This is a genomic window from Yokenella regensburgei (assembly GCF_051486985.1).
Taxonomy (GTDB): Bacteria; Pseudomonadota; Gammaproteobacteria; order Enterobacterales; family Enterobacteriaceae; genus CBFFRJ01.
On sequence record NZ_JAHVDV010000008.1, the window covers coordinates 123,210 to 143,640 of the forward strand.

At 54.5% G+C, this 20,431-nt stretch carries 18 protein-coding genes and 1 pseudogene; 10 read left to right on the top strand and 9 right to left on the bottom strand.

Going from position 1 to position 20,431, the window contains the following annotated elements; translation table 11 throughout:
* Positions 1–130: 130 nt before the first annotated feature.
* Positions 131–1,435 (bottom strand): MFS transporter, encoded by a 1,305-nt coding sequence (locus tag KXR87_RS08245; protein ID WP_437431778.1) that lies wholly within the window; start codon positions 1,433–1,435, stop codon positions 131–133.
* Positions 1,436–1,893: 458 nt separating this feature from the next.
* On the opposite strand from KXR87_RS08245, the gene uxaC reads away from it, so the two are divergent.
* From uxaC to KXR87_RS08260, 3 genes are all read left to right on the top strand, one after another.
* On the top strand, positions 1,894–3,306 hold the full coding sequence (gene uxaC / locus KXR87_RS08250; protein WP_437431779.1) for a glucuronate isomerase: 1,413 nt from the start codon (positions 1,894–1,896) through the stop codon (positions 3,304–3,306).
* Between the two features lie 16 nt (positions 3,307–3,322).
* Complete coding sequence (locus tag KXR87_RS08255; protein ID WP_437431780.1) at positions 3,323–4,810, top strand: UxaA family hydrolase; 1,488 nt, start codon at positions 3,323–3,325, stop codon at positions 4,808–4,810.
* A 202-nt stretch (positions 4,811–5,012) separates the two neighbouring features.
* Positions 5,013–5,567: a YgjV family protein gene (locus tag KXR87_RS08260; protein WP_437431781.1), complete on the top strand. Its 555-nt coding sequence runs from the start codon at positions 5,013–5,015 to the stop codon at positions 5,565–5,567.
* Positions 5,568–5,595: 28 nt separating this feature from the next.
* Here KXR87_RS08260 and sstT read toward each other — a convergent pair whose 3' ends face one another.
* From sstT to KXR87_RS08300, 8 genes are all read right to left on the bottom strand, one after another.
* The gene (gene sstT / locus KXR87_RS08265; RefSeq protein ID WP_437431782.1) at positions 5,596–6,822 is read right to left on the bottom strand and encodes a serine/threonine transporter SstT; all 1,227 of its coding nucleotides are present in this window, start codon (positions 6,820–6,822) and stop codon (positions 5,596–5,598) included.
* Positions 6,823–7,147: 325 nt separating this feature from the next.
* Complete coding sequence (locus KXR87_RS08270; protein WP_437431783.1) at positions 7,148–8,116, bottom strand: TerC family protein; 969 nt, start codon at positions 8,114–8,116, stop codon at positions 7,148–7,150.
* 309 nt (positions 8,117–8,425) lie between these two features.
* Positions 8,426–9,424, bottom strand: a complete 999-nt coding sequence (locus KXR87_RS08275; RefSeq protein ID WP_437431784.1) for a Gfo/Idh/MocA family protein — start codon at positions 9,422–9,424, stop codon at positions 8,426–8,428.
* A 281-nt stretch (positions 9,425–9,705) separates the two neighbouring features.
* Complete coding sequence (locus KXR87_RS08280) at positions 9,706–10,899, bottom strand: amino acid aminotransferase (protein ID WP_437431785.1); 1,194 nt, start codon at positions 10,897–10,899, stop codon at positions 9,706–9,708.
* A 37-nt stretch (positions 10,900–10,936) separates the two neighbouring features.
* A complete protein-coding gene (locus KXR87_RS08285) occupies positions 10,937–11,551 on the bottom strand; it encodes a YitT family protein (protein ID WP_437431786.1) in 615 nt (204 codons plus the stop codon).
* Positions 11,552–11,803: 252 nt separating this feature from the next.
* Positions 11,804–12,283, bottom strand: coding sequence for an Lrp/AsnC family transcriptional regulator (locus KXR87_RS08290; protein WP_437431787.1), 480 nt, complete (start codon positions 12,281–12,283; stop codon positions 11,804–11,806).
* An 87-nt stretch (positions 12,284–12,370) separates the two neighbouring features.
* Positions 12,371–13,333, bottom strand: coding sequence for a sugar-binding transcriptional regulator (locus KXR87_RS08295; RefSeq protein ID WP_437431788.1), 963 nt, complete (start codon positions 13,331–13,333; stop codon positions 12,371–12,373).
* 34 nt (positions 13,334–13,367) lie between these two features.
* On the bottom strand, positions 13,368–14,162 hold the full coding sequence (locus tag KXR87_RS08300; RefSeq protein ID WP_437431789.1) for a triose-phosphate isomerase: 795 nt from the start codon (positions 14,160–14,162) through the stop codon (positions 13,368–13,370).
* Positions 14,163–14,409: 247 nt separating this feature from the next.
* Here KXR87_RS08300 and pdxA point away from each other — a divergent pair, with 247 nt between their 5' ends.
* From pdxA to KXR87_RS08335, 7 genes and pseudogenes are all read left to right on the top strand, one after another.
* Complete coding sequence (gene pdxA, locus KXR87_RS08305; RefSeq protein WP_437431790.1) at positions 14,410–15,417, top strand: 4-hydroxythreonine-4-phosphate dehydrogenase PdxA; 1,008 nt, start codon at positions 14,410–14,412, stop codon at positions 15,415–15,417.
* A 27-nt stretch (positions 15,418–15,444) separates the two neighbouring features.
* The gene (locus KXR87_RS08310; RefSeq protein WP_437431791.1) at positions 15,445–17,163 is read left to right on the top strand and encodes a four-carbon acid sugar kinase family protein; all 1,719 of its coding nucleotides are present in this window, start codon (positions 15,445–15,447) and stop codon (positions 17,161–17,163) included.
* A 207-nt stretch (positions 17,164–17,370) separates the two neighbouring features.
* Positions 17,371–18,387 carry a 2-keto-3-deoxygluconate permease gene (locus KXR87_RS08315; RefSeq protein WP_437431792.1) on the top strand — a complete coding sequence of 339 codons (1,017 nt, stop codon included), beginning with the start codon at positions 17,371–17,373 and terminating at the stop codon, positions 18,385–18,387.
* Complete coding sequence (locus tag KXR87_RS08320; RefSeq protein ID WP_437431793.1) at positions 18,388–18,756, top strand: PTS glucitol/sorbitol transporter subunit IIA; 369 nt, start codon at positions 18,388–18,390, stop codon at positions 18,754–18,756.
* A gap of 14 nt (positions 18,757–18,770) precedes the next feature.
* Positions 18,771–19,229, top strand: a complete 459-nt coding sequence (locus KXR87_RS08325) for an RpiB/LacA/LacB family sugar-phosphate isomerase (protein ID WP_437431794.1) — start codon at positions 18,771–18,773, stop codon at positions 19,227–19,229.
* Between the two features lie 25 nt (positions 19,230–19,254).
* Positions 19,255–20,205 carry a transaldolase gene (tal, locus tag KXR87_RS08330; RefSeq protein ID WP_437431795.1) on the top strand — a complete coding sequence of 317 codons (951 nt, stop codon included), beginning with the start codon at positions 19,255–19,257 and terminating at the stop codon, positions 20,203–20,205.
* Between the two features lie 20 nt (positions 20,206–20,225).
* Positions 20,226–20,431: pseudogene (locus tag KXR87_RS08335) on the top strand (transketolase); the annotation flags it as partial.

Sequence of the window (20,431 nt, forward strand, 5' to 3'; positions counted from 1 at the left end):
CGCTCCAGGTAAGATATGGCAATAGTAGATTTGTTATACCACTTTTGCGTGTTTCTCACCACAACAGAGGAAGAAAAAGCCGCCCGATGATGGCGGGCGGCTGGGGGACTGCATAGCAAGGGGAGTAGCTTTAATTCTGAGTGGCAGGGCCGCCAACTGCGGCTTTTTCCGCTTCCAGCTCCGCGGCCGACTTGCTTTTCAGCACCGTCCAGATGACGACCGCACCCAGGATGTCGAACACTGCCAGCACGGCGAACAGTGGGCTAAAGCCGATGGTATCTGCCAGGGCACCCACCACCAGTGCAAACATTGTACTTGCTGTCCAGGCTGCCATACCCGTCAGACCGTTCGCTGTCGCCACTTCGTTACGACCAAACACGTCAGAGGAGAGGGTAATCAGTGCGCCAGACAGAGACTGGTGAGCAAAGCCACCGATACACAGCAGGCCAATCGCAACGTACGGGCTGGTGAACAGACCAATCATGCCTGGGCCGATCATCAGAACTGCACCCATGGTCACAACCATTTTACGGGAAACAATCAGGTTCACACCAAACCAGCGCTGGAACAGCGGCGGCAGGTAACCACCCACAATACAGCCCAGGTCAGCGAACAACATTGGCATCCAGGCGAACATGGCGATCTCTTTCAGGTTAAAGCCATAGACTTTAAACATGAACAGCGGGATCCAGGCGTTAAACGTACCCCAGGCCGGTTCTGCCAGAAAACGTGGCAGAGCGATACCCCAGAACTGACGGGTGCCCAGAATTTGCAGAACGGACATTTTTTTGCCGTTAAAGGTCTGGTGCTGTGCTTCCTGACCGCCAATGATGTATTCGCGTTCTTCTTCAGACAGTTTTTTCTGATCGCGCGGGTGTTTGTAGAAAATCAGCCAGGCCATTGCCCAGGCGAAGCTCAGCACGCCGGAGATAATGAACGCGAGCTGCCAGCTGTGCATGACGATTGCCCACACTACCAGCGGCGGCGCAATCATGGCACCAATAGAGGAACCGACGTTGAAGTAGCCTACTGCGATAGAACGTTCTTTCGCCGGGAACCACTCAGAAGCGGCTTTCAGGCCAGCCGGGATCATCGCAGCTTCAGCAGCACCTACGGCACCACGCGCCAGCGCCAGGCCACCCCAGCTTCCTGCGAGCGCTGTCGCACCGCAGAAGATAGCCCAGGTTACGGCGAAGACGGCATAGCCAACCTTAGTACCGAGGATATCCAGTACATAGCCCGCAACAGGCTGCATGATGGTGTAAGCCGCGGAGTAGGCAGCGATAATATAAGAGTATTGCTGCGTGGAGATATTCAACTCTTGCATCAGCGTTGGCGCTGCCGCCGCAATGGTGTTACGCGTTAAGTAACCCAGCACGGTGCCCAGTGTCACCAGCGCTATCATGTACCAACGTAACCCTTTAATTTTACGCATGTAAACCTCATCGTTATGGGAATTCCGCTTCTGCGGTCACCTCCTGGTTGCAGTCAGGAGATGAAAACGGGAGGGCGTAACCGGAAAAATCCCGGAACAACCCGAACCTAGCTATTCAACGTGCTTAATTCGGTATCCATACCGTAAAGGCCGATTTCATATGTTTCGGCAATGCATTCCGTCGGCTTATGTATTCGACGGCAGCAAGATAACTTGTCATACAACTTTAAAAGGTGAGTGACATCACAAAAGTGTTTTTCTTTGTGTGGTTTTTAACTTCAGGCGGGAAAGCCAGATATGGCGCGCCCTGGCGGGGGTTCTGGCAACCACTTCTGTAAAAATTTGTCATCGTTTATTGATCTAACTCACGAAAAAGTCTTCGGCCTATAGAAATTGGTGTGATAACTTTGTCAGCATTAAGGTAAGCATCAGACGCACTCGTTGAGAGGAAGACGATAATGACCCCGTTTATGACCGAAGATTTTCTGTTAGATACCGAATTCGCACGCCGTCTGTACCATGACTACGCGAAAGATGAACCCATTTTTGATTTCCACTGCCACCTGCCACCGCAGCAGATTGCAGATAACTACCGCTTTAAAAACCTGTATGACATCTGGTTAAAAGGCGACCATTACAAATGGCGCGCGATGCGTACAAACGGCGTACCTGAGCGTCTTTGCACCGGTGATGCCAGCGATCGCGAGAAGTTTGACGCCTGGGCAGCCACCGTACCGCATACCATTGGTAACCCGTTATACCACTGGACACATCTTGAGCTTCGTCGCCCATTTGGTATTACAGGTAAGCTGCTTTCACCGTCAACAGCAGATGAAATCTGGGAGCTTGGCAACGAACTTCTGGCACAGGATAACTTTACTGCTCGCGGAATCATGCAGCAGATGAATGTGAAGATGGTCGGCACCACCGACGATCCGATCGATTCTCTGGAACACCATGCCTCTGTTGCTAAAGACACCACTTTCTCCATCAAAGTGCTGCCGAGCTGGCGCCCGGACAAAGCGTTCAACATTGAACTGGCAACCTTTAACGACTACATGAGTAAGCTTGGCGAAGTGTCTGATACCGACATTCGTCGCTTTGCCGATCTGCAAACCGCGCTGGCAAAACGCCTGGATCACTTTGAAGCGCACGGTTGTAAGGTGTCGGACCACGCGCTGGACGTGGTGCTGTTTGCTGAAGCCAGTGAGTCCGAGCTGGACAGCATTCTCACCCGTCGTCTGGCTGGTGAAAACTTAACTGAACATGAAGTGGCGCAGTTTAAAACGGCGGTGCTGGTCTGGCTGGGTGCAGAATATGCACGTCGCGGCTGGGTTCAGCAGTACCACATTGGCGCACTGCGTAACAACAACCTGCGTCAGTTCAAACTGCTGGGGCCGGATGTGGGCTTCGACTCCATCAATGACCGCCCGCTGGCAGAAGAGCTGTCTAAACTGCTGAGCAAACAGAACGAAGAAAATCTGCTGCCGAAAACCATACTCTACTGCCTGAACCCGCGTGATAACGAAGTGCTGGGCACCATGATCGGTAACTTCCAGGGTGAAGGGATGCCGGGCAAGATGCAGTTCGGTTCCGGCTGGTGGTTCAACGATCAGAAGGACGGTATGGAACGTCAAATGACCCAACTGGCACAGCTTGGTCTGTTAAGCCGCTTTGTGGGTATGCTGACCGACAGCCGCAGCTTCCTGTCTTACACCCGTCACGAATACTTCCGCCGCATCCTGTGCCAGATGATTGGTCGCTGGGTACATGCAGGCGAAGCACCGGCAGACATTCAACTGCTGGGCGAGATGGTAAGAAATATCTGCTTTAACAATGCGCGTGATTACTTCGCGATTGAACTGAACTAGGCCGTTTGAGGTTGATATGCAATACATCAAGATCCACTCGCTGGATAATGTCGCGGTAGCGCTGGCGGATCTCGCCGAAGGCACAGACGTCGTTGTTGACGGTCATGAAGTTAGCCTGCGCCAGGCGGTGGTGCGTGGGCATAAGTTTGCCCTCAGGGCCATCCCGAAAGGTGAAAATGTCGTTAAATACGGCCTGCCAATTGGTCATGCGACAACGGATATCGCCGCAGGCGAACATATCCATTCGCACAATGCGCGTACCAATCTGAGCGATTTGGATGAGTATAGCTATCAACCCGAACTGGTTGATCAATACGCGCCGGCGGGAGATCGTGACGTTCAGATCTACCGCCGTGCCAACGGCGATGTTGGGGTCCGTAATGAGTTGTGGATCCTGCCAACCGTCGGCTGCGTTAACGGGATTGCCCGTCAGATCCAGACCCGTTTTCTGAAAGAGACAAATAACGCGGCAGATATTGACGGCGTTCACCTGTTCAGCCACACCTACGGCTGTTCCCAGTTGGGTGACGACCACGTCAACACCCGTACCATGCTGCAAAACATGGTACGTCACCCGAATGCGGGCGCGGTGCTGGTGATTGGTCTGGGCTGTGAGAACAACCAGGTGGATGCGTTTCGCGAGACGCTGGGCGAGTACGATCCGTCCCGCGTCCACTTTATGATCTGCCAGCACCAGGACGACGAAGTGGAGGCGGGCATTGAACATATGCACCAACTCTACGAGGCCCTGCGTCACGACAAACGTGAACCGGGCAAGCTGAGCGAGCTGAAGTTTGGTCTGGAGTGTGGCGGCTCTGATGGCCTCTCTGGCATCACCGCCAACCCGATGCTGGGTCGTTTCTCCGACTATCTCATCAGTAATGGTGGCACCACGGTGCTGACCGAAGTGCCAGAAATGTTCGGCGCAGAACAAATTCTGATGAGCCACTGTCGCGACGAAGAGACGTTTGAAAAAACAGTGACTATGGTCAACGACTTCAAACAGTACTTCATCGCGCACAATCAGCCGATTTACGAAAACCCATCGCCGGGCAACAAAGCGGGCGGCATCACCACGCTTGAAGAGAAATCCCTCGGCTGCACGCAGAAAGCTGGTGCAAGTCAGGTAGTGGACGTGCTGCGTTATGGTGAACGCCTGAAAACTCGCGGTCTCAACTTACTGAGTGCGCCGGGTAACGATGCGGTGGCAACCAGTGCTCTGGCCGGGGCGGGCTGCCACATGGTTCTGTTCAGCACTGGTCGCGGCACCCCTTACGGCGGGTTTGTCCCGACGGTGAAAATCGCCACCAACAGCGAACTGGCGGCGAAGAAAAAACACTGGATCGATTTTGATGCAGGTCAGTTGATTCATGGCAAAACCATGCCGCAGCTGCTGAGCGAATTTGTCGATGTCATTGTTGATTTTGCCAACGGTAAAGAGACCTGTAACGAACGCAATGAGTTCCGTGAGCTGGCTATCTTTAAGAGCGGCGTAACGCTGTAGTTACCCTTTGGCTCTCGCCCCGCACCGGTATTGGCAACATTTACTCACCCCGGTCACTTACCTGAGTAAGCTTCCGGGGCTTCCTGAATGTGCCGCCTGGCTGCAGAACGATACTCGTTGGGTAATACGCTAGTGGAAATTAAAAACGGCGTTTCATATTATGAAGCGCCGTTTCTTTTTTATCTGTTAACAAGGATCTTCCATGAGTGCGTACTGGTTAGCCCAGGGCGTGGGTGTACTGGCGTTTATCATTGGTATCACCACGTTCATTAACCGTGACGAAAGGCGTTTCAAACTCCAGCTTTCTCTCTACAGCGCCACCATTGGCGTGCATTTTTTCCTGATGGGCGCACTGCCTGCGGGCATGAGCGCAGAACTCAACGCCGTGCGTACTCTCATCTCCATGCATACCCGCAGGCTATGGGTGATGGCGGTATTCATCGTCCTCACGCTCTTTTTTGGCCTGATCAAACTACATCATCCGGTAGAGCTGTTGCCCATTATCGGCACGGTGGCCAGTACCTGGGCGCTGTTTCGCCTTCAGGGGCTTAAGGTGCGCTGCATCATGTGGTGCTCCACCGCCTGTTGGGTTACGCACAATTTATGGCTGGGCTCGATTGGCGGTACGTTAATTGAGGGCAGTTTTTTGATAATGAATGGCCTGAACATCATTCGCTTCTGGCGGATGCAGAAACGCGGTATCGACCCGTTTAAGGTCGAAACCGCGATGCATAAAGAGAACCCCGCACAACGCTAAGCGGGGCATCTTATGCGCAAAACTCTTTTTAACTGCCGCGTTTTTCTTCGGCGATGCATGCGGCTGCGGTAAACAGCACGTCGGTGGAGGAGTTAATGGCGGTTTCGCAGGAGTCCTGAATCACGCCAATGATAAAGCCAACTGCGACGACCTGCATGGCGACATCGGCGGAGATACCAAACATATTACAGGCCAGCGGGATAAGTAGCAGCGATCCCCCCGCCACGCCGGAGGCCCCGCAGGCGCACAGTGAGGCGACAATGCTTAACAGCAGTGCCGTTGGCACATCGACAGTGATGCCCAGCGTATGCACCGCTGCCAGCGTCAGCACCGTAATGGTGATCGCGGCACCCGCCATATTGACGGTGGCCCCTAAGGGAATCGACACCGAATAGGTGTCCTTATTGAGGCCGAGTTTTTCGCACAGCGCCATGTTAACCGGAATATTGGCCGCCGAGCTGCGGGTGAAAAAAGCGGTGACCCCACTTTCACGCAGGCAGATAAACACCAGTGGCCAGGGATTACGGCGGATCTTCACCCACACCAGTAGTGGGTTTACGACCAGAGCAACCAGTAACATACAACCCACCAGTACCATCAGCAGCTGGGCATATCCCCAGAGGGCCTCAAAGCCGGTAGTCGCAAGCGTAGAGGCCACCAGGCCAAGGATCCCCAATGGCGCAAAGCGAATCACCAGCGTCACCATAAAGGTAACGGCTTCTGCCAGGTCATTTACCAGCTGTTTACTGGTGTCGCTGCTGTGGCGCAGGGCGAACCCCAGTCCCACTGCCCAAACCAGAATTCCGATGTAGTTGCCTTTTAGCAAGGCATCAATGGGGTTGGCGACCATACTGGCGAGCAGCCCTTTGAGTACGTCCACTATACCCGAGGGGGCAACAACGTCGCTCGCGGCCGCGCTGAGTTTCAGCGTCGAGGGAAAAAGAAAGCTGCATCCGACAGCGGCGAGGGCGGCGGTAAAGGTGCCAAGCAGGTAAAGAAAGAGGATCGGGCGCAGGGAGATTTTCTGCCCTTGCTGATGGCTGGTGATGGAGGACATGACCAGCATCAGTACCAGCACCGGGGCAACGGCTTTCAGCGCCCCGACAAAAAGATTTCCCAGAAGCCCTACGGCGAGTGCAGCCGCAGGCCAGACGACACTAAGCAGGGTGCCGATAATCAGCGCAATGATTATCTGTTTGACGATGTTGCCACGCATGATGCGTTGCAACCAGTGGTTGGCGGGTTGTGTTTGCATACTTTTCCTTGGATTTATAGGAGCCTTATGGTCAATCCTGACTGAGTATAGGGAATTGAAGGAGGCGGGAAAAATTTGAGTGAGCTGAGGCAGATAAATTCAGAATAAAACCTCACAAGTATCAGAGAGGGAAAGGGGGCGCAGATAATCTGCTGCTGAGCGCCCCAGCCCTGGTACGTTCACACCTACCAGGGCCGAAGCGTAACGAGAGTCATGAGAGAAACCCAATGATCCGCGTAGCCCTATATTCCCCCTCGCTCCAGCCAGACAGGTCATCGCGGCCAGTTGCTTATTCATCTGAGCAATGTAGCCGCATCCGAAAGCGTTACTCTACCCGTCCACGCTTATCATTACGGTGATTCACCCAGGCATTAATCGCCAGCGTCAGTAGCAAAATCCCGCCAACTACGCTCAGCGAAATGGCGATCGGGATATGGTAGAAGTCGACAATCAGCATCTTCACGCCGATGAACACCAGAATCACCGACAGCCCATATTTCAGCATGGTAAAACGCTCAGCCACACCCGCCAGCAGGAAGTACATGGCACGCAGACCCAGGATCGCAAACAGATTCGACGTCAGAACGATAAACGGGTCGGTGGTGACAGCGAAAATCGCCGGAATACTGTCAACGGCAAAAATGACGTCACTCAGCTCGACCAGAATCAGCACCAGCAGCAGCGGCGTGGCAAACAGCAGACCGTTTTTGCGCACGAAAAAATGCTCATTCTCAATGGTATCGGTCATGCGCAGATGGCTGCGTATCCAGCGCACCAGTGGTTTTTCGCCAATACCGGTTTCATCCTCTTTCGCCAGAGCCATTTTGATACCGGTAAAGAGCAGGAAGGCACCGAAGACGTACAGCAGCCATTCGAACTGGGTTATCAGCCAGCTTCCCGCGAAAATCATGATGGTACGCAGAATGATAGCGCCAAGAACGCCGTAGATCAGGACGCGTCGTTGCAGTGCTGGCGGTACAGCAAAATAGCTGAACAGCATCAGCCAGACGAAGACGTTATCGACCGCCAGCGCTTTTTCAATCAGATAACCGGTAAGGAACGCCAGCGCCTGGGTATCCGCAACCGCACGACCTTCGGTCTGCGTCAGATACCACCAGAAGGCAGCGTTAAAGAGAAGAGAGAGGCTAACCCAGACCAGGGACCAGACGGCCGCCTGCTTCATGGTCATCGTATGGACGCCGCGACGCCCCTGAAGCAGAAGGTCGATAGCCAGCATGATAACAACAACAACCGCAAAGCTGCCCCACAGCAGTGGTGTACCAACGGTATTCATAGCAAGATTCCTTAATACCTGAAACGAAAACGGCCAACGTCGAAAGACGTCAGCCGCTTGCTTCAGATGCAATAGGTCCTCGCCTTTCGGCAAGGTCTCACTTACGTCATGTGGATGACGCCCGGCGACCGGATGCATATCTACCCGTTATCTTTCAAGCTGCAGGTGCGTAGACCGGAACTCAAAAATATTTCGGGCAGGCATCGTAATGACGACCCACCGGCAACGAAGTTACTCCCCTTTGCTCGTTACAAAGTATGACAGAACATTCATGGCGTCAATGTTCTGTAACATCTGTTTTACATACCTTTACGCGTTAACTGCCGCTTCTGCGGTATCTGCCGGGAATACCACACCCGTCTGACGCCGGATCTCGGTCGCCAGCTTCGCCGTGATACGACTTACCTCCAGCGCGGGGTGGTCAACGGCCTTGTCTTCCACTAGTTGGGCAAAGGTTTCCGCTTCATAAAGCATGGTATTAATGTGCTGCGGTTGCGTCAGATCCTGTGCTTTACCCCCACGTGGTACAAAGCAAAGCTTCTGGCATTCAGACAATTTTTCCATGATCAGCGAGCCTGCCTCGCCCTGGATTTCACTCGGCACCACGGAATCGCTCACCTTGGAGTGCTGCAGTGTGACGCTGAAATCGCCGTAATCCAGCACCGCGACACCGTGCGCATCCACGCCGCTTGCCAGCAAACTGGCGGATGCCTGCACGCGTTGCGGTTCACCCCACAGGGCCACCGCCGAGGCCAGCACGTAAAAACCGATATCCATGATCGAGCCGTTAGAAAAAGCCGGATTAAAGGTGTTGGGATTTTCCCCGTCCAGATAGCGCTGATAGCGGGAGGAGTACTGGCAGTAGTTAAAAAAGGCTTTATGAATTTTGCCTGCTTTTTCAAGTGACTGTTTTAGCAGCATGAAGTTTGGCAGGCTGGCGGTTTTGAAGGCCTCAAACAGCACCACCTGATTCTCTTTTGCCAGCGCAATGGCGGCTTCGACTTCACGCAGGTTTGACGCCAGCGGTTTTTCACAAATCACATGCTTTTTATTGCTGAGGAAAAGCTGCGTTTGCGGGAAATGCAGAGCGTTTGGGCTGGCAATGTAGATCGCATCGATTGCGTCACTGTTTGCCATCGCCTCAAGCGAAGTAAACAGGTGTTCGACGGGGTAATCCTTCGCAAATTCCTGCGCCTGTTCGAGGCGGCGTGAGTAGACGGCGGTAAGCTTATATTTGCCCGTTTCATGGGCGGCATCGACAAACTGGCGGGTTATCCAGTTCGTGCCAATGACAGCAAAACGTATCATTAAGCGAGTTCCTTTGACTGAGCACTGTCCGGCAATGTAACACGATGGGCGGAGAGGAAAAAAGGGTCGATGCCGGAATGTGGAAGCCGCCTCGCAGCCCACACGTAATGGTGTAAAAGATGCCGTGCGACGATGCGATCCAGTGCGAGTAAAGGGCGGTCAGGGTAAGGCGGCCAAAGCTTCAGGAGAGCGGCGTTTGCCGGCACGCCGCCAGAGGTGACGGCGTGGCAACCGCCTGTTTTCGTTACGCGCTAACGCCGAAAACAGGCAGGCAGGCAGTGTTACTGTACCGCTGCAAACGCCTTCGCGACACGATCAAGGTTACCGTGGTTCAGCCCGGCCATACAGACGCGACCGCTGGTAATGAGGTAAACACCGTACGCCTCACGCAGGGCGTCTACCTGTGCCGGACTAAAGCCGGTGTAGCTGAACATGCCGCGCTGGGTCAGCAGGTAGTCAAAATCATGTTCCGGCAGGGCCGCTTTCAGCACCTTGACCAGCGCCTGGCGCATTTCACTGATGCGGGTGCGCATGGCATCCACTTCAGCACGCCACAACGCGTTGAGCGCCGGGTCATTCAGCACCAGCGAGACCACCTGCGCACCAAAGTTCGGTGGGCTGGAGTAGTTCCGACGCACGGTCGCTTTCAGTTGTCCCAGTACGCGGTCTGCGGCGTCGGCATCTTCACAGACGATGGACAATCCGCCCACGCGCTCGCCGTACAGGGAGAAAATTTTGGAGAAGGAGTTACTGACCAGTGCCGGTAAGCCGGTGCTGGCGATAGCGCGAATGGCGTAAGCGTCCTCTTCAATGCCTGCGCCAAAGCCCTGGTAGGCGATGTCGAGGAACGGAATCAGGTCACGGGCAATCAGCACTTCAATGACAGCATCCCACTGGGCGTTAGTCAGGTCTGCACCCGTCGGGTTGTGGCAGCAGGGGTGCAACAGCACGATGCTGCGTGCCGGAAGCGCGTTCAGGCTGCTTAACATCCCCTCGAAATTGACGCCGCGCGTGGCCTCATCGAAGTAGGGGTAGGTGTGCACGTTAAAACCGGCACCGGCGAAAATGGCGATGTGGTTTTCCCAGGTCGGGTCGCTCACCCACACCTCAGAATCGGGGAAGTAACGTTTCAGAAAATCGGCACCCACCTTCAGCGCACCGGAACCGCCCAGCGTCTGAATGGTTGCGATGCGCCCGGCGTTAAGCGCCGGATGGTTCTCACCAAAAAGCAGGGTCTGAATGGCGCTGCGGTAAGGGGCGAAACCTTCCATTGGCAGATAGAGGCTGGCTTTTTGCGGCAGGCTCTGCAGGCGGCTTTCAGCCTGCTGGACCGCTTCAAGGCGAGGAATGATGGCCTGCTCGTTGTAGTAGAGACCGATGCTGAGGTTTACTTTCTCAGCCCGATTGTCCTGATGGAAAGTCTCCATCAACGAGAGGATTGGATCGCCCGCGTAGGCGTCAACATTCTGGAACACAGTCTACTCCTGAAAATAACAGTCAACGTGCAGTCCACTACACCGTGTAGCGTCCCGGACGATGGTTCATGGCAATAATGGAATTAAGGATCACGGCACCGACGATAGAAGCCGCGAGCATCGGCAGGCTCACGAAGAACAGCGAGGCGGTCACGATGCAGGCATCCACTACCATCTGGAATTTGCCGGCACGGATGCCGCTTTTGTCCTGCAGATAGAGCGCGAGAATGTTAACCCCGCCAAGGCTCGCTTTGTGACGGAACAGCACCACGAAACCAATCCCCACCACAATGTTGCCAAACAGGGTGGCGTAATAGGGGTTGAGCTGATCGAAATGGATAAAGCGACCATGCAGATCGGAAAACAGCGATACCAGCGCGACGGCACAAAAGGTTTTTAACGTAAACTGCATTCCCATACGGCGAATAGAGAGCCAGTAAAAGGGCAGGTTAATCAGGAAAAACGCCACGCCGAACGGCAGATGGGTCGCGTAGTGGATCAAAAAGGCGATACCTGCGGTGCCGCCGGTAAGCGCGCCCGCCTGGCGGAACAGAATCACGCCAAAAGAGATCATCAGAGTGCCAAACAGCAGCGCCAGCGCATCTTCGAGCCAGGTATGAGCAAGTTTATTGGGGGTCAGGACGTTATCCATAAGAAAGTACAATTCAACATTTGCTAAAGATAAGAAATATCCTGCAAAAAGTGCACCAGATTGGCATTCGGCGGGTATTGAGTGGTGTAAAAATAGACGGTGTCGAGGCTAACACCTTGAAATGTCGGAAAAGAGCAAAATGCATGTTCCGTGCATTATGCGAGCGATATACGGGCAAGGTGTGTGTGTAATGCCGGGGAGATGCATCAAATGGCCGCGTCAGTGCACCAAAAAAGGGCGCAATGCCCCAAATCAGGGCATGGGGGCGTTACCGGGCATCAGTTGTCCGTTCTCTTTCAGGCGGTTTAACACCACTGAGGTTTTTAAATGCGCCACCCCTTTGTTTTGCGCAAGAATATGGCTGATGAGATAACTCAGCCCCGGGAGATCCGGAACCGCCACTTTCAGTAAATAATCCGCATCGCCGGTGGTTTTATACGCGTCGAGAATGGCGTCAACGTCACTGAGCATCCGGTGGAAACTCTCCACGCACTCCTGGGTGTGATTAATCAGGCGCACTTCAATCAACCCGAGCATTTCAAGTCCTACCGCATCCGGCGCTAGGCGGGCGTGGTAGCCGAGAATAAGCTGCGCCTGCTCGAGCGCAATACGGCGGCGTGAGCACTGAGAGGCGGAGAGGCCAATCAAATCGCTCAGCTCCTGGTTGGTCAAACGGCCGTTGCCCTGCAGCAGCGTCAGAATTTTCAGATCAAAGTCATCAATGTTGTACATGTGCGCCAGTACCGGAACGAGAGGGTGACTAACAGACTATCAGCTTTTTTGGCGTCGGGAAGCCCAACGCCTTCACCGCACGGGCTGTTACAGCGCCTTATGCAGATGGATAACGGTACGGGCGTTTGAAGCACTGGTTGCCAGAACGTCAATCACTCCCGTGCGCAGCGCGCCAAGAATGGCGGTGGCTTTGGTGCTTTCAGAGGCGATGGCAATCACGCAGGGGATAGCACGCAGCTGCTCAAGGCTCAGGCCAATGACCCTGTTGTTCATCACCGTATCGACCGGCGTACCTTTGATATTAAAAAAACTGTAGCCTGCAAGATCCCCCACTACGCCTTGCTCCTGACGCGCCGTGATGATCTCCTGCGGCGTAAACCAGCCCAGTTGCACCATGAAGCTGTTTTCATTCATGTCTCCCAGGCCAATAATTGCCACATCCGCTTTGCTGGCCTGCTCAAGCGTGGCTTTTATCAACCGGTTCTGGATAAAGGCTTCGCGCAGCGCCGGGGTTTCAACATAGGCGGGGGCATAAAGGGTTTCACTATGACCGTTAAATTTACGGGCGAGGTTACGGCTGATGTGATCAGCGTCGATTAACTGCCCGTCACGGGTGGTGCCGCCAATGCCGCAGATAAAGCGGCAGTTGCGTTCCGGGAAGATCCCTACATGATTAGCGACCGCCGCCACGTTGCGCCCCTGGCCCACGGCCACGGTCATCTCATTTTTCAGGATCGTCGCAAGGTAGTTGCTCACCAGGGCCGCTACCTGCTGGCGCTGTTCATCTTCATCATGGTGATCGAGGGCGATCAAGACCCGCTTCATATCAAAATTCTGAATGAACTGTTGTTCAATCTGTGAACTAAAGACCGGATGATATTTTACGTTGATCTCAACGATCCCTTCGTGGCGGGCTTTCTTCAACAGTCGGCCCACCTTGATGCGCGAGATCCCAAACCGTTGAGCAATTTCTTCCTGGGTCTGCTCCTGGTCGTAATACGCTACGGCTATTTCCGTCAGGAGTTCGTATTCAGAGTCGTGTTCAGCCATCGCATTGTTTTTCCATTACCCGTACCCCCTAATATTACTGTGCTTTCATGATAAAATCCTGCACAACGCGCTGCACAATTGCGCAATATCCCGCCGCTTCCCAGGCGGAGCGACCAATAAACAGACCGTCGATGTTCTCCTGCGATACCAGCGCCACGCAGTTTTGCAGGTTAACGCTACCGCCATAGAGCAGCGAAATCTGCTGTCCCTCTTCCTGACCATAACGCTCACATAGTGCCGCCCGTAGCGCGTGATGGATCTCTGCGGCCTGCTCAGGGGATGCCGGGGTGCCCTGTTCGCCAATCGCCCAGATGGGTTCGTAGGCGATAAGCGTCCGTTTTGCCTGTTCCGCAGTAAGCCCGTAGAGGGCGATTTTCATCTGCCGCACTACGCTTTCTGCCGACACGCCCCACCGTTTCTCATCCGCGCTGTCGCCAATGCAGACCAGTGGACGCAGGCCGTGGCGCAAAGCGGTGTGGACTTTGGCATTGATTGCCGCGTCGGTTTCATTAAAAGCGCCACGCCGTTCAGAGTGCCCCATCTCCACCAGCGTCGCACCGGTCTCTGCAATCATGGCGGCGGAGATCTCTCCCGTCCATGCACCCGCCTCCTCCTGATGCATATTCTGTGCACCCGTCAGGCAGGGTAAATCATGCTGTCGGAAAAACTCGCTGACCGGATGAATAGCCGTAAACGGCGGGATAAAAAATGGCTGTACAGCCGGGTGTAACAGCGGGGGGAGTTGGGTTGCCAGCGCATCGCAATATGCCAGAGCCTGCGACAGAGGTTTGTTCATTTTCCAGCTGGTGCCAATCATCAGGCGTTTCATGTTTTTCTTCGCGTCCTTTTTTATCAATCAGTTAGATATCAGGTTATGCCCTGAAAAGAGCAGATTGAACATATATTCAGTAGTTGAACATATGTTAGATCACATTTTTTCGATCGAAAATAACACCTGATTTTTTTCTGTGATCGCCATCACTCCTCATCGATTACGCATACGTTAGCCTAGTGTTCATATGATTTACTAGTGAACATATGAACGAACGAGTGTTTCATTACCGAGAGGTCCGACGATGTCTGTAGATAAAAAACCCGTAGTAGCAGTCACTATTGGCGATCCTGCCGGGATTGGCCCGGAAATTACCGTCGCCACCCTGATGGATAAAAGCGTATACGACGAGTGCAAACCCTTTCTCATCGGCTCCGTCCCCATCGTTGAACGGGCAATGAAAATCCAGGGGTGCGATTTCCCCATCAACCGCATCACGCACCCCAGCCAGGCAAAATTTAGCTGGGGCACGCTGGATGTGCTGGAAACCGGTGAGTATGACTACGACAGCATCGTCTGGGGAAAAGTGCAGAAGCTGGCCGGGCAGATGTCACTGGATTATGTAATGAAGTCCATTGAGCTTGGCATGGCAGGAGATATCGACGTGGTCTCAACCGCGCCGATTCATAAAGAGGCTATCAAGCTGGCGGGATGCAAGCTGCCGGGCCATACCGAAATTTACCAGGTGGAAACCCGGTCCGACTACGGCCTGACCATGTTCCACGTGCACAACCTGCGCGTTTTCTTCGTGAGCCGCCACATGGCGCTGAAAGATGCCTGTGATTACGCCAACAAGGAGCGTGTACTGGCCTGCGTGCAGCAGATCCATCATGAGTTTACCGCCCTGAACATCCAGAATCCGCGAATTGCGGTGGCCGCGCTCAACCCGCACGGCTCTGATAATGGCCTGTTTGGTCATGAAGAGGCAGACAATCTGATCCCGGCGGTTAAAGCAGCCCAGCAGGAGGGCATCAATGCGATTGGCCCGGTCCCGGCCGACTCTGTTTTCCACCTCGGCAAACTTGGCAAATACGACGCCATTTTGTCGCTCTATCACGATCAGGGACATATCGCCTGCAAGACCCTCGACTTTGAACGTTCCATCACTATTACCTTCGGCCTGCCGTTTATGCGCAGCTCCGTGGATCATGGTACGGCGTTCGACATTGCCGGTACAGGCAAAGCAGGCACGGTCAGCATGCTGGAGTCCACGCTGGTTGCCGCGCGCTACTGGAAAATGAAACAGCATTAAGGCGTCTTGCATACTGAGGGGCAGAGAATGGAAAAACATCTGTTAATTAGTAAAGGAAGTAAGGGCTGGGGCGGGCCGTTAACGGTCACGCTCGGAGCGCCAAAAAAAATCGCCTATATCACGGGGGGCATTCGCCCCGCCGTGGTAGACCGTCTGAGTGAACTGACCGGCTGGCCGTCGGTCGATGTGTTCAAACACGGGGAACCGGCGGAACATGAAATGGGCATCATGGTTATCGACTGCGGCGGCACCTTGCGCTGCGGTCTCTATCCGAAACGCGGTATTCCGACCATCAACCTGCACCCCACGGGCAAAAGCGGCCCGCTGGCAGAGTACATCCATGAAGGCATCTACGTTTCCGGCGTCACGCCAGCCTGTATTGAGATGGTCTATCCGGCTGGGGAAGGCGGCAGGCTGGGGATTGTGGCTGACGACCTGACCGGCGCCACCACGGTGGGCGTGCTGCTGGCACGCAGCGGGCTGAAGACGGCCGCCTTTTTTGATACCGACTCCTTCGCCCGCAATGAAGTGGAATACCCGGCGATGGTCGTCAGCAGCGACAGTCGCCCGTTACCGAAAGCTGAAGCCCAGCAGCGGGTGAGCGCCGCCGTACAGCAACTGAAAGCCCGTGGCGCCCATTACTTCACCAAACGTATTGATACCACCCTGCGAGGTGGCATTGGCTACGAAATTGACGCCATGCTGGCGCTGTTGCCCCAGGAGACGGTTGCCGTAGTGGTGCCTGCGATGCCGCAGTCCCGCCGTATCCTGGTGGGGGGGTATTCGGTGATTGATTCGGTGGCGCTCTCCTGTACCGATGTGGCGCGCGACGTCCGTACGCCGGTCACCGAGTCCTGGGTGCCGGGCCTGCTGGCGAATCAGACGCAACATGCTGTCGGGCATATTGCGCTGGCGCAGGTGATGCAGGGCAATGCGGTTATTCAGCAGCAGTTACAGGCGCGTCAGCAGGAAGGATCGCGGGTGATTGTGGTGGATGCCATTACCCTGGACGACATCAACGCCATTGCCAGGGCGGTGGTTGATCTGAACTGGAACGTGCTGGCGGTGGATCCGGGACCCTTTACCGAAAGCCTGGCGGCACACCGTGGCCTGATGCGGGAAGAAAGACGTCCTGAGCAGCAGTCTTTAGCGCGCAGCGCCCAGCGCGGCTCGGTGGTGATCGTCGCCGGTAGTGCCACGCCGGTGACCAAAAAACAGCTCAGCCATTTGATAGCCCACGACGATCGCGTGTGCCATATCCCGGTGGATGCGGAACTGCTGGTGGATCGTAAAAATGCCGCCGGGATCGAAATCAGCCGCATCGTACAACAGGCGCAGAAGTGCGTGACGGAACACAAAAACGCGCTCTTTGTCTTTGAATCGGCCCTGACCGGCAGGCTGCTCGATCTACGCGAAGAGGAGCAACGCTTTAACCTTGATCACGGTCAGGCGGCGGAGAATATTAATAAAGGGCTCGGCAGCATTGTTAAAGAGATCCTCAATTGCGCGCCGGATGAAATTAAAGGTTTGTATATGACCGGCGGTGACACCATGGTCAACGTCCTGAAAGAACTGGGCGCGACCGGTATTGAGATGATTGATTATGTTATTCCGCAAACCGATATGGTCAGAATTATCGGTGGGGAATATGCCGGATTAGTCTGCGTGGGCAAAGGCGGATTAACCGGACCGGAAGATATTATTAGCACTATTGTTGAACATATTTATAAAGAATCACTGCAATAAAAAAACCCGGCATACGTTACGTTGTATGGGCGTTAGCTTTCCTCGCTCACCCCAGTTAATTACTGGCGTTAGCCTCCGAGGATTTGCTGCATCGTCGCCTGACAGCAACGCAACTTATTTAGGGTTAATAATAATATGCGACGCGAATAATTATTCGGGCAGTGCGTCGTGATTCATTCACTTCTGTATCCGTATGCGAGTTAACCTATGAAGATCAATATATTTGAGAAAATGAATAAGGTGCCGGGTGGGTTGATTATTATTCCGCTGCTGGTGGCGATTCTTTTAAATACATTTGCCCCTCAGGTGTTAACCATCGGCGGCCCTACCACCGCGCTATTTAAAGCGGGTTCCAGCGCCATGATGGGGATATTTCTGTTGATTTGCGGCACCTCCATTAATATTCGCCAGGCAGGGCTGCCGCTGTACAAAGGTGCGGTACTGCTGATTTTAAAATGTATCGCCGGTGCGCTGGCGGTATGGGTGGTCGGCAGTATGTTTGGACCGGTGGGGTTCCTTGGGATCTCAACCCTGGCGTTCGTCGCCTGCCTGACCAGCTCCAACAGCTCGCTCTACATCGCGCTGTGCAGTAACTACGGTGACGCCAGCGACGCCGGGGCGATTTCGGTATTCTGTATAAAAGACGGCCCCTTCGTGACCATGATGGTGCTCGGGGTGAGCGGCCTGGCAAACATTCCGTTTGCGGCACTGCTGTCTATGCTTATCCCGCTGCTGATAGGCATGCTGTGGGGCAACCTTGATGAGCGCTTCAAGCAGCTTTGCGCCTCGGCCCAGCCGCTCATCATCATCATCATGTCCTTTGCGATTGGCGCAAACTCCAGCATTAACACGGTCTTTACCGCCGGTCTGTCCGGCATCGTGCTGGGGATCATCTCGGCGGTCACCGGCATCATTTTCTACTTCCTCTATAACCTGTTCCTGAAGAAGAAAACGGCGCTGGGGGCAGCACTCGGCACCACCGCCGCCAGCTCCGCGCTTACGCCGGCGATGGTTGCCCAGGCGGACCCGTCGCTCGCTGTCTATGTGGACGCGGCCACCGCCCAGCTTGCCACCGCCAGTATCATCACCATGCTTACCGCCCCGGTGCTGGTGGCCTGGTTTGATAAACGCCTGAAGGCGCGTTCGCCGGTGGTAGAAGAGGTGCCGGGCGTGGAAGAAAAACCGCTGCCGCTCTCTTCGCCGGTCAGTAAAGGAAATAAATAAATGTTATCGCCGTTGTACCAGCTGGACATAACCTTCGTGGGCGAGTTTGTTGCGCAATATTTAAAACAGGACAAATTAATATTATTTTCTGAAGCTGTTCCGCCAGATATTGCTGACTATTGTGCCGTCCATCGGTCTGGGGAATTTCAGGATGTTTTATTACCCGGCCTTGCGTTAAAAATAAATACCACCCGCTACCGAATTACCGCCGTGGGTGAGGTGGCAACGGCGAATTTGAAACAGCTCGGTCATATTACGTTGAGTTTTGATGGCGCTATTGACGCCGAATTACCTGGCACGGTTCATCTCTGTGGACCGACGCCACAACAGATTCTCCCAGGGGATAAGATTTTTATTTCTCGTGATTAATTGAGGACACTGCTATGAAAACAATCGCTATTGGTGCGGATGATGCGGCCTACGCGTTTCGCGATGCTATTACCAGCTATTTAGCAGAGCAGGGGATCGCTGTTGTCGATTACAGCAGCGATAAACGCCCGGACACGAATTATTATCCTGATGTTGCCCATGACGTTGCGATGGCTGTTAAACAGGGTGAGCACGACCGCGCTATTTTAATGTGTGGCACCGGAATTGGCATGAGCATTGTGGCCAATAAAGTGCCGGGCGTTCGCGCCGCACAGTGCCATGACACTTTCTCCGCCGAACGGGCGCGCAAAAGTAACAATGCGCAAATCATCACCCTGGGTGCCCGCGTTATTGGTCCTGAACTGGGTAAAAAAATTATTCAGGCCTGGCTTGAATCGGAATATGAAGGGGGCGGCTCTGCGGCAAAAGTAGAACGCATTGATTATTACCAGAACCAGCATGCCAGAGACTGACGCGTCGGCGCGTAAGGAGAACCTGATGAACCAGCTAGAAGCCCTGAAAGCCGTTACCGTGGTGGTGGCTGACACCGGTGATATCGACTCAATCAAGAAGTTTGCCCCGCAGGATGCGACCACTAACCCCTCGCTGGTGCTGAAAGCGGCCCAGTTACCCCAGTACCAGGCACTGATTGCCGACGCCATAGGCAAAGCCCGTCGCCAGGGCGGTAGCGCTGAGACGCAGCTGATTAACGCCTGTGATCAGGTGGCGGTGGATATCGGCACTGAAGTCTTGCGTCACGTACCGGGGCGCATCTCAACCGAAGTGGACGCCCGGTTTGCCTGGGATCGCGGCATGTGTGTTTCCCGTGCCCGTAAGCTCATCCAGCTTTATCAGCAAAATGGCGTCGATCCGTCACGCATCCTTATCAAGCTTGCAGCTACCTGGGAGGGTATCCGTGCCGCAGAAGAGCTGGAGCAGAGCGGCATCAACTGTAACCTGACCCTGCTGTTCTCCTTTGCCCAGGCGCGAGCCTGTGCTGAAGCGGGGGTGTTTTTGATATCGCCGTTTGTCGGGCGCATCTACGACTGGTATCAGAAGAACGCGCCGCAGGCGGAATACGTGGCAGAAACCGATCCGGGCGTGAAATCGGTACGGGAGATTTACCAGTATTACAAAGCGCATGGCTATGAAACGGTGGTGATGGGTGCCAGCTTCCGTCGCATCGAGCAGATTCAGGCGCTGGCGGGCTGCGATCGTCTGACCATCTCGCCGGCGCTGCTGGATGAACTGGCCGCCTGCGAGGCACCGATGACCCGCCAGCTTAACCCAGGCTGCGTGAGCGAAAATCGTCCCAGCCCCATGAGCCAGGCTGAGTTCCTCTGGCAGCACCATCAGGACCCGATGGCGGTGGAAAAACTGGCTGAAGGGATCCGGTTGTTTGCCGCCGACCAGCTCAAACTGGAAAACATGATCCGCGACCTGCTCTGAACCGCCCGCAAGGAAAAAAGATGAACACAGCAAAATTATTGCGCCGCGAGTGCGCCAATGCCCTGCGCGCGCTTTCGATGGACGCGGTACAGAAAGCCAAATCCGGTCATCCGGGAGCCCCGATGGGTATGGCTGACATTGCCGAAGTCCTGTGGCGTGATTTCCTGAACCACAACCCGAACAACCCGGCCTGGGCCGACCGCGACCGCTTTGTGCTCTCCAACGG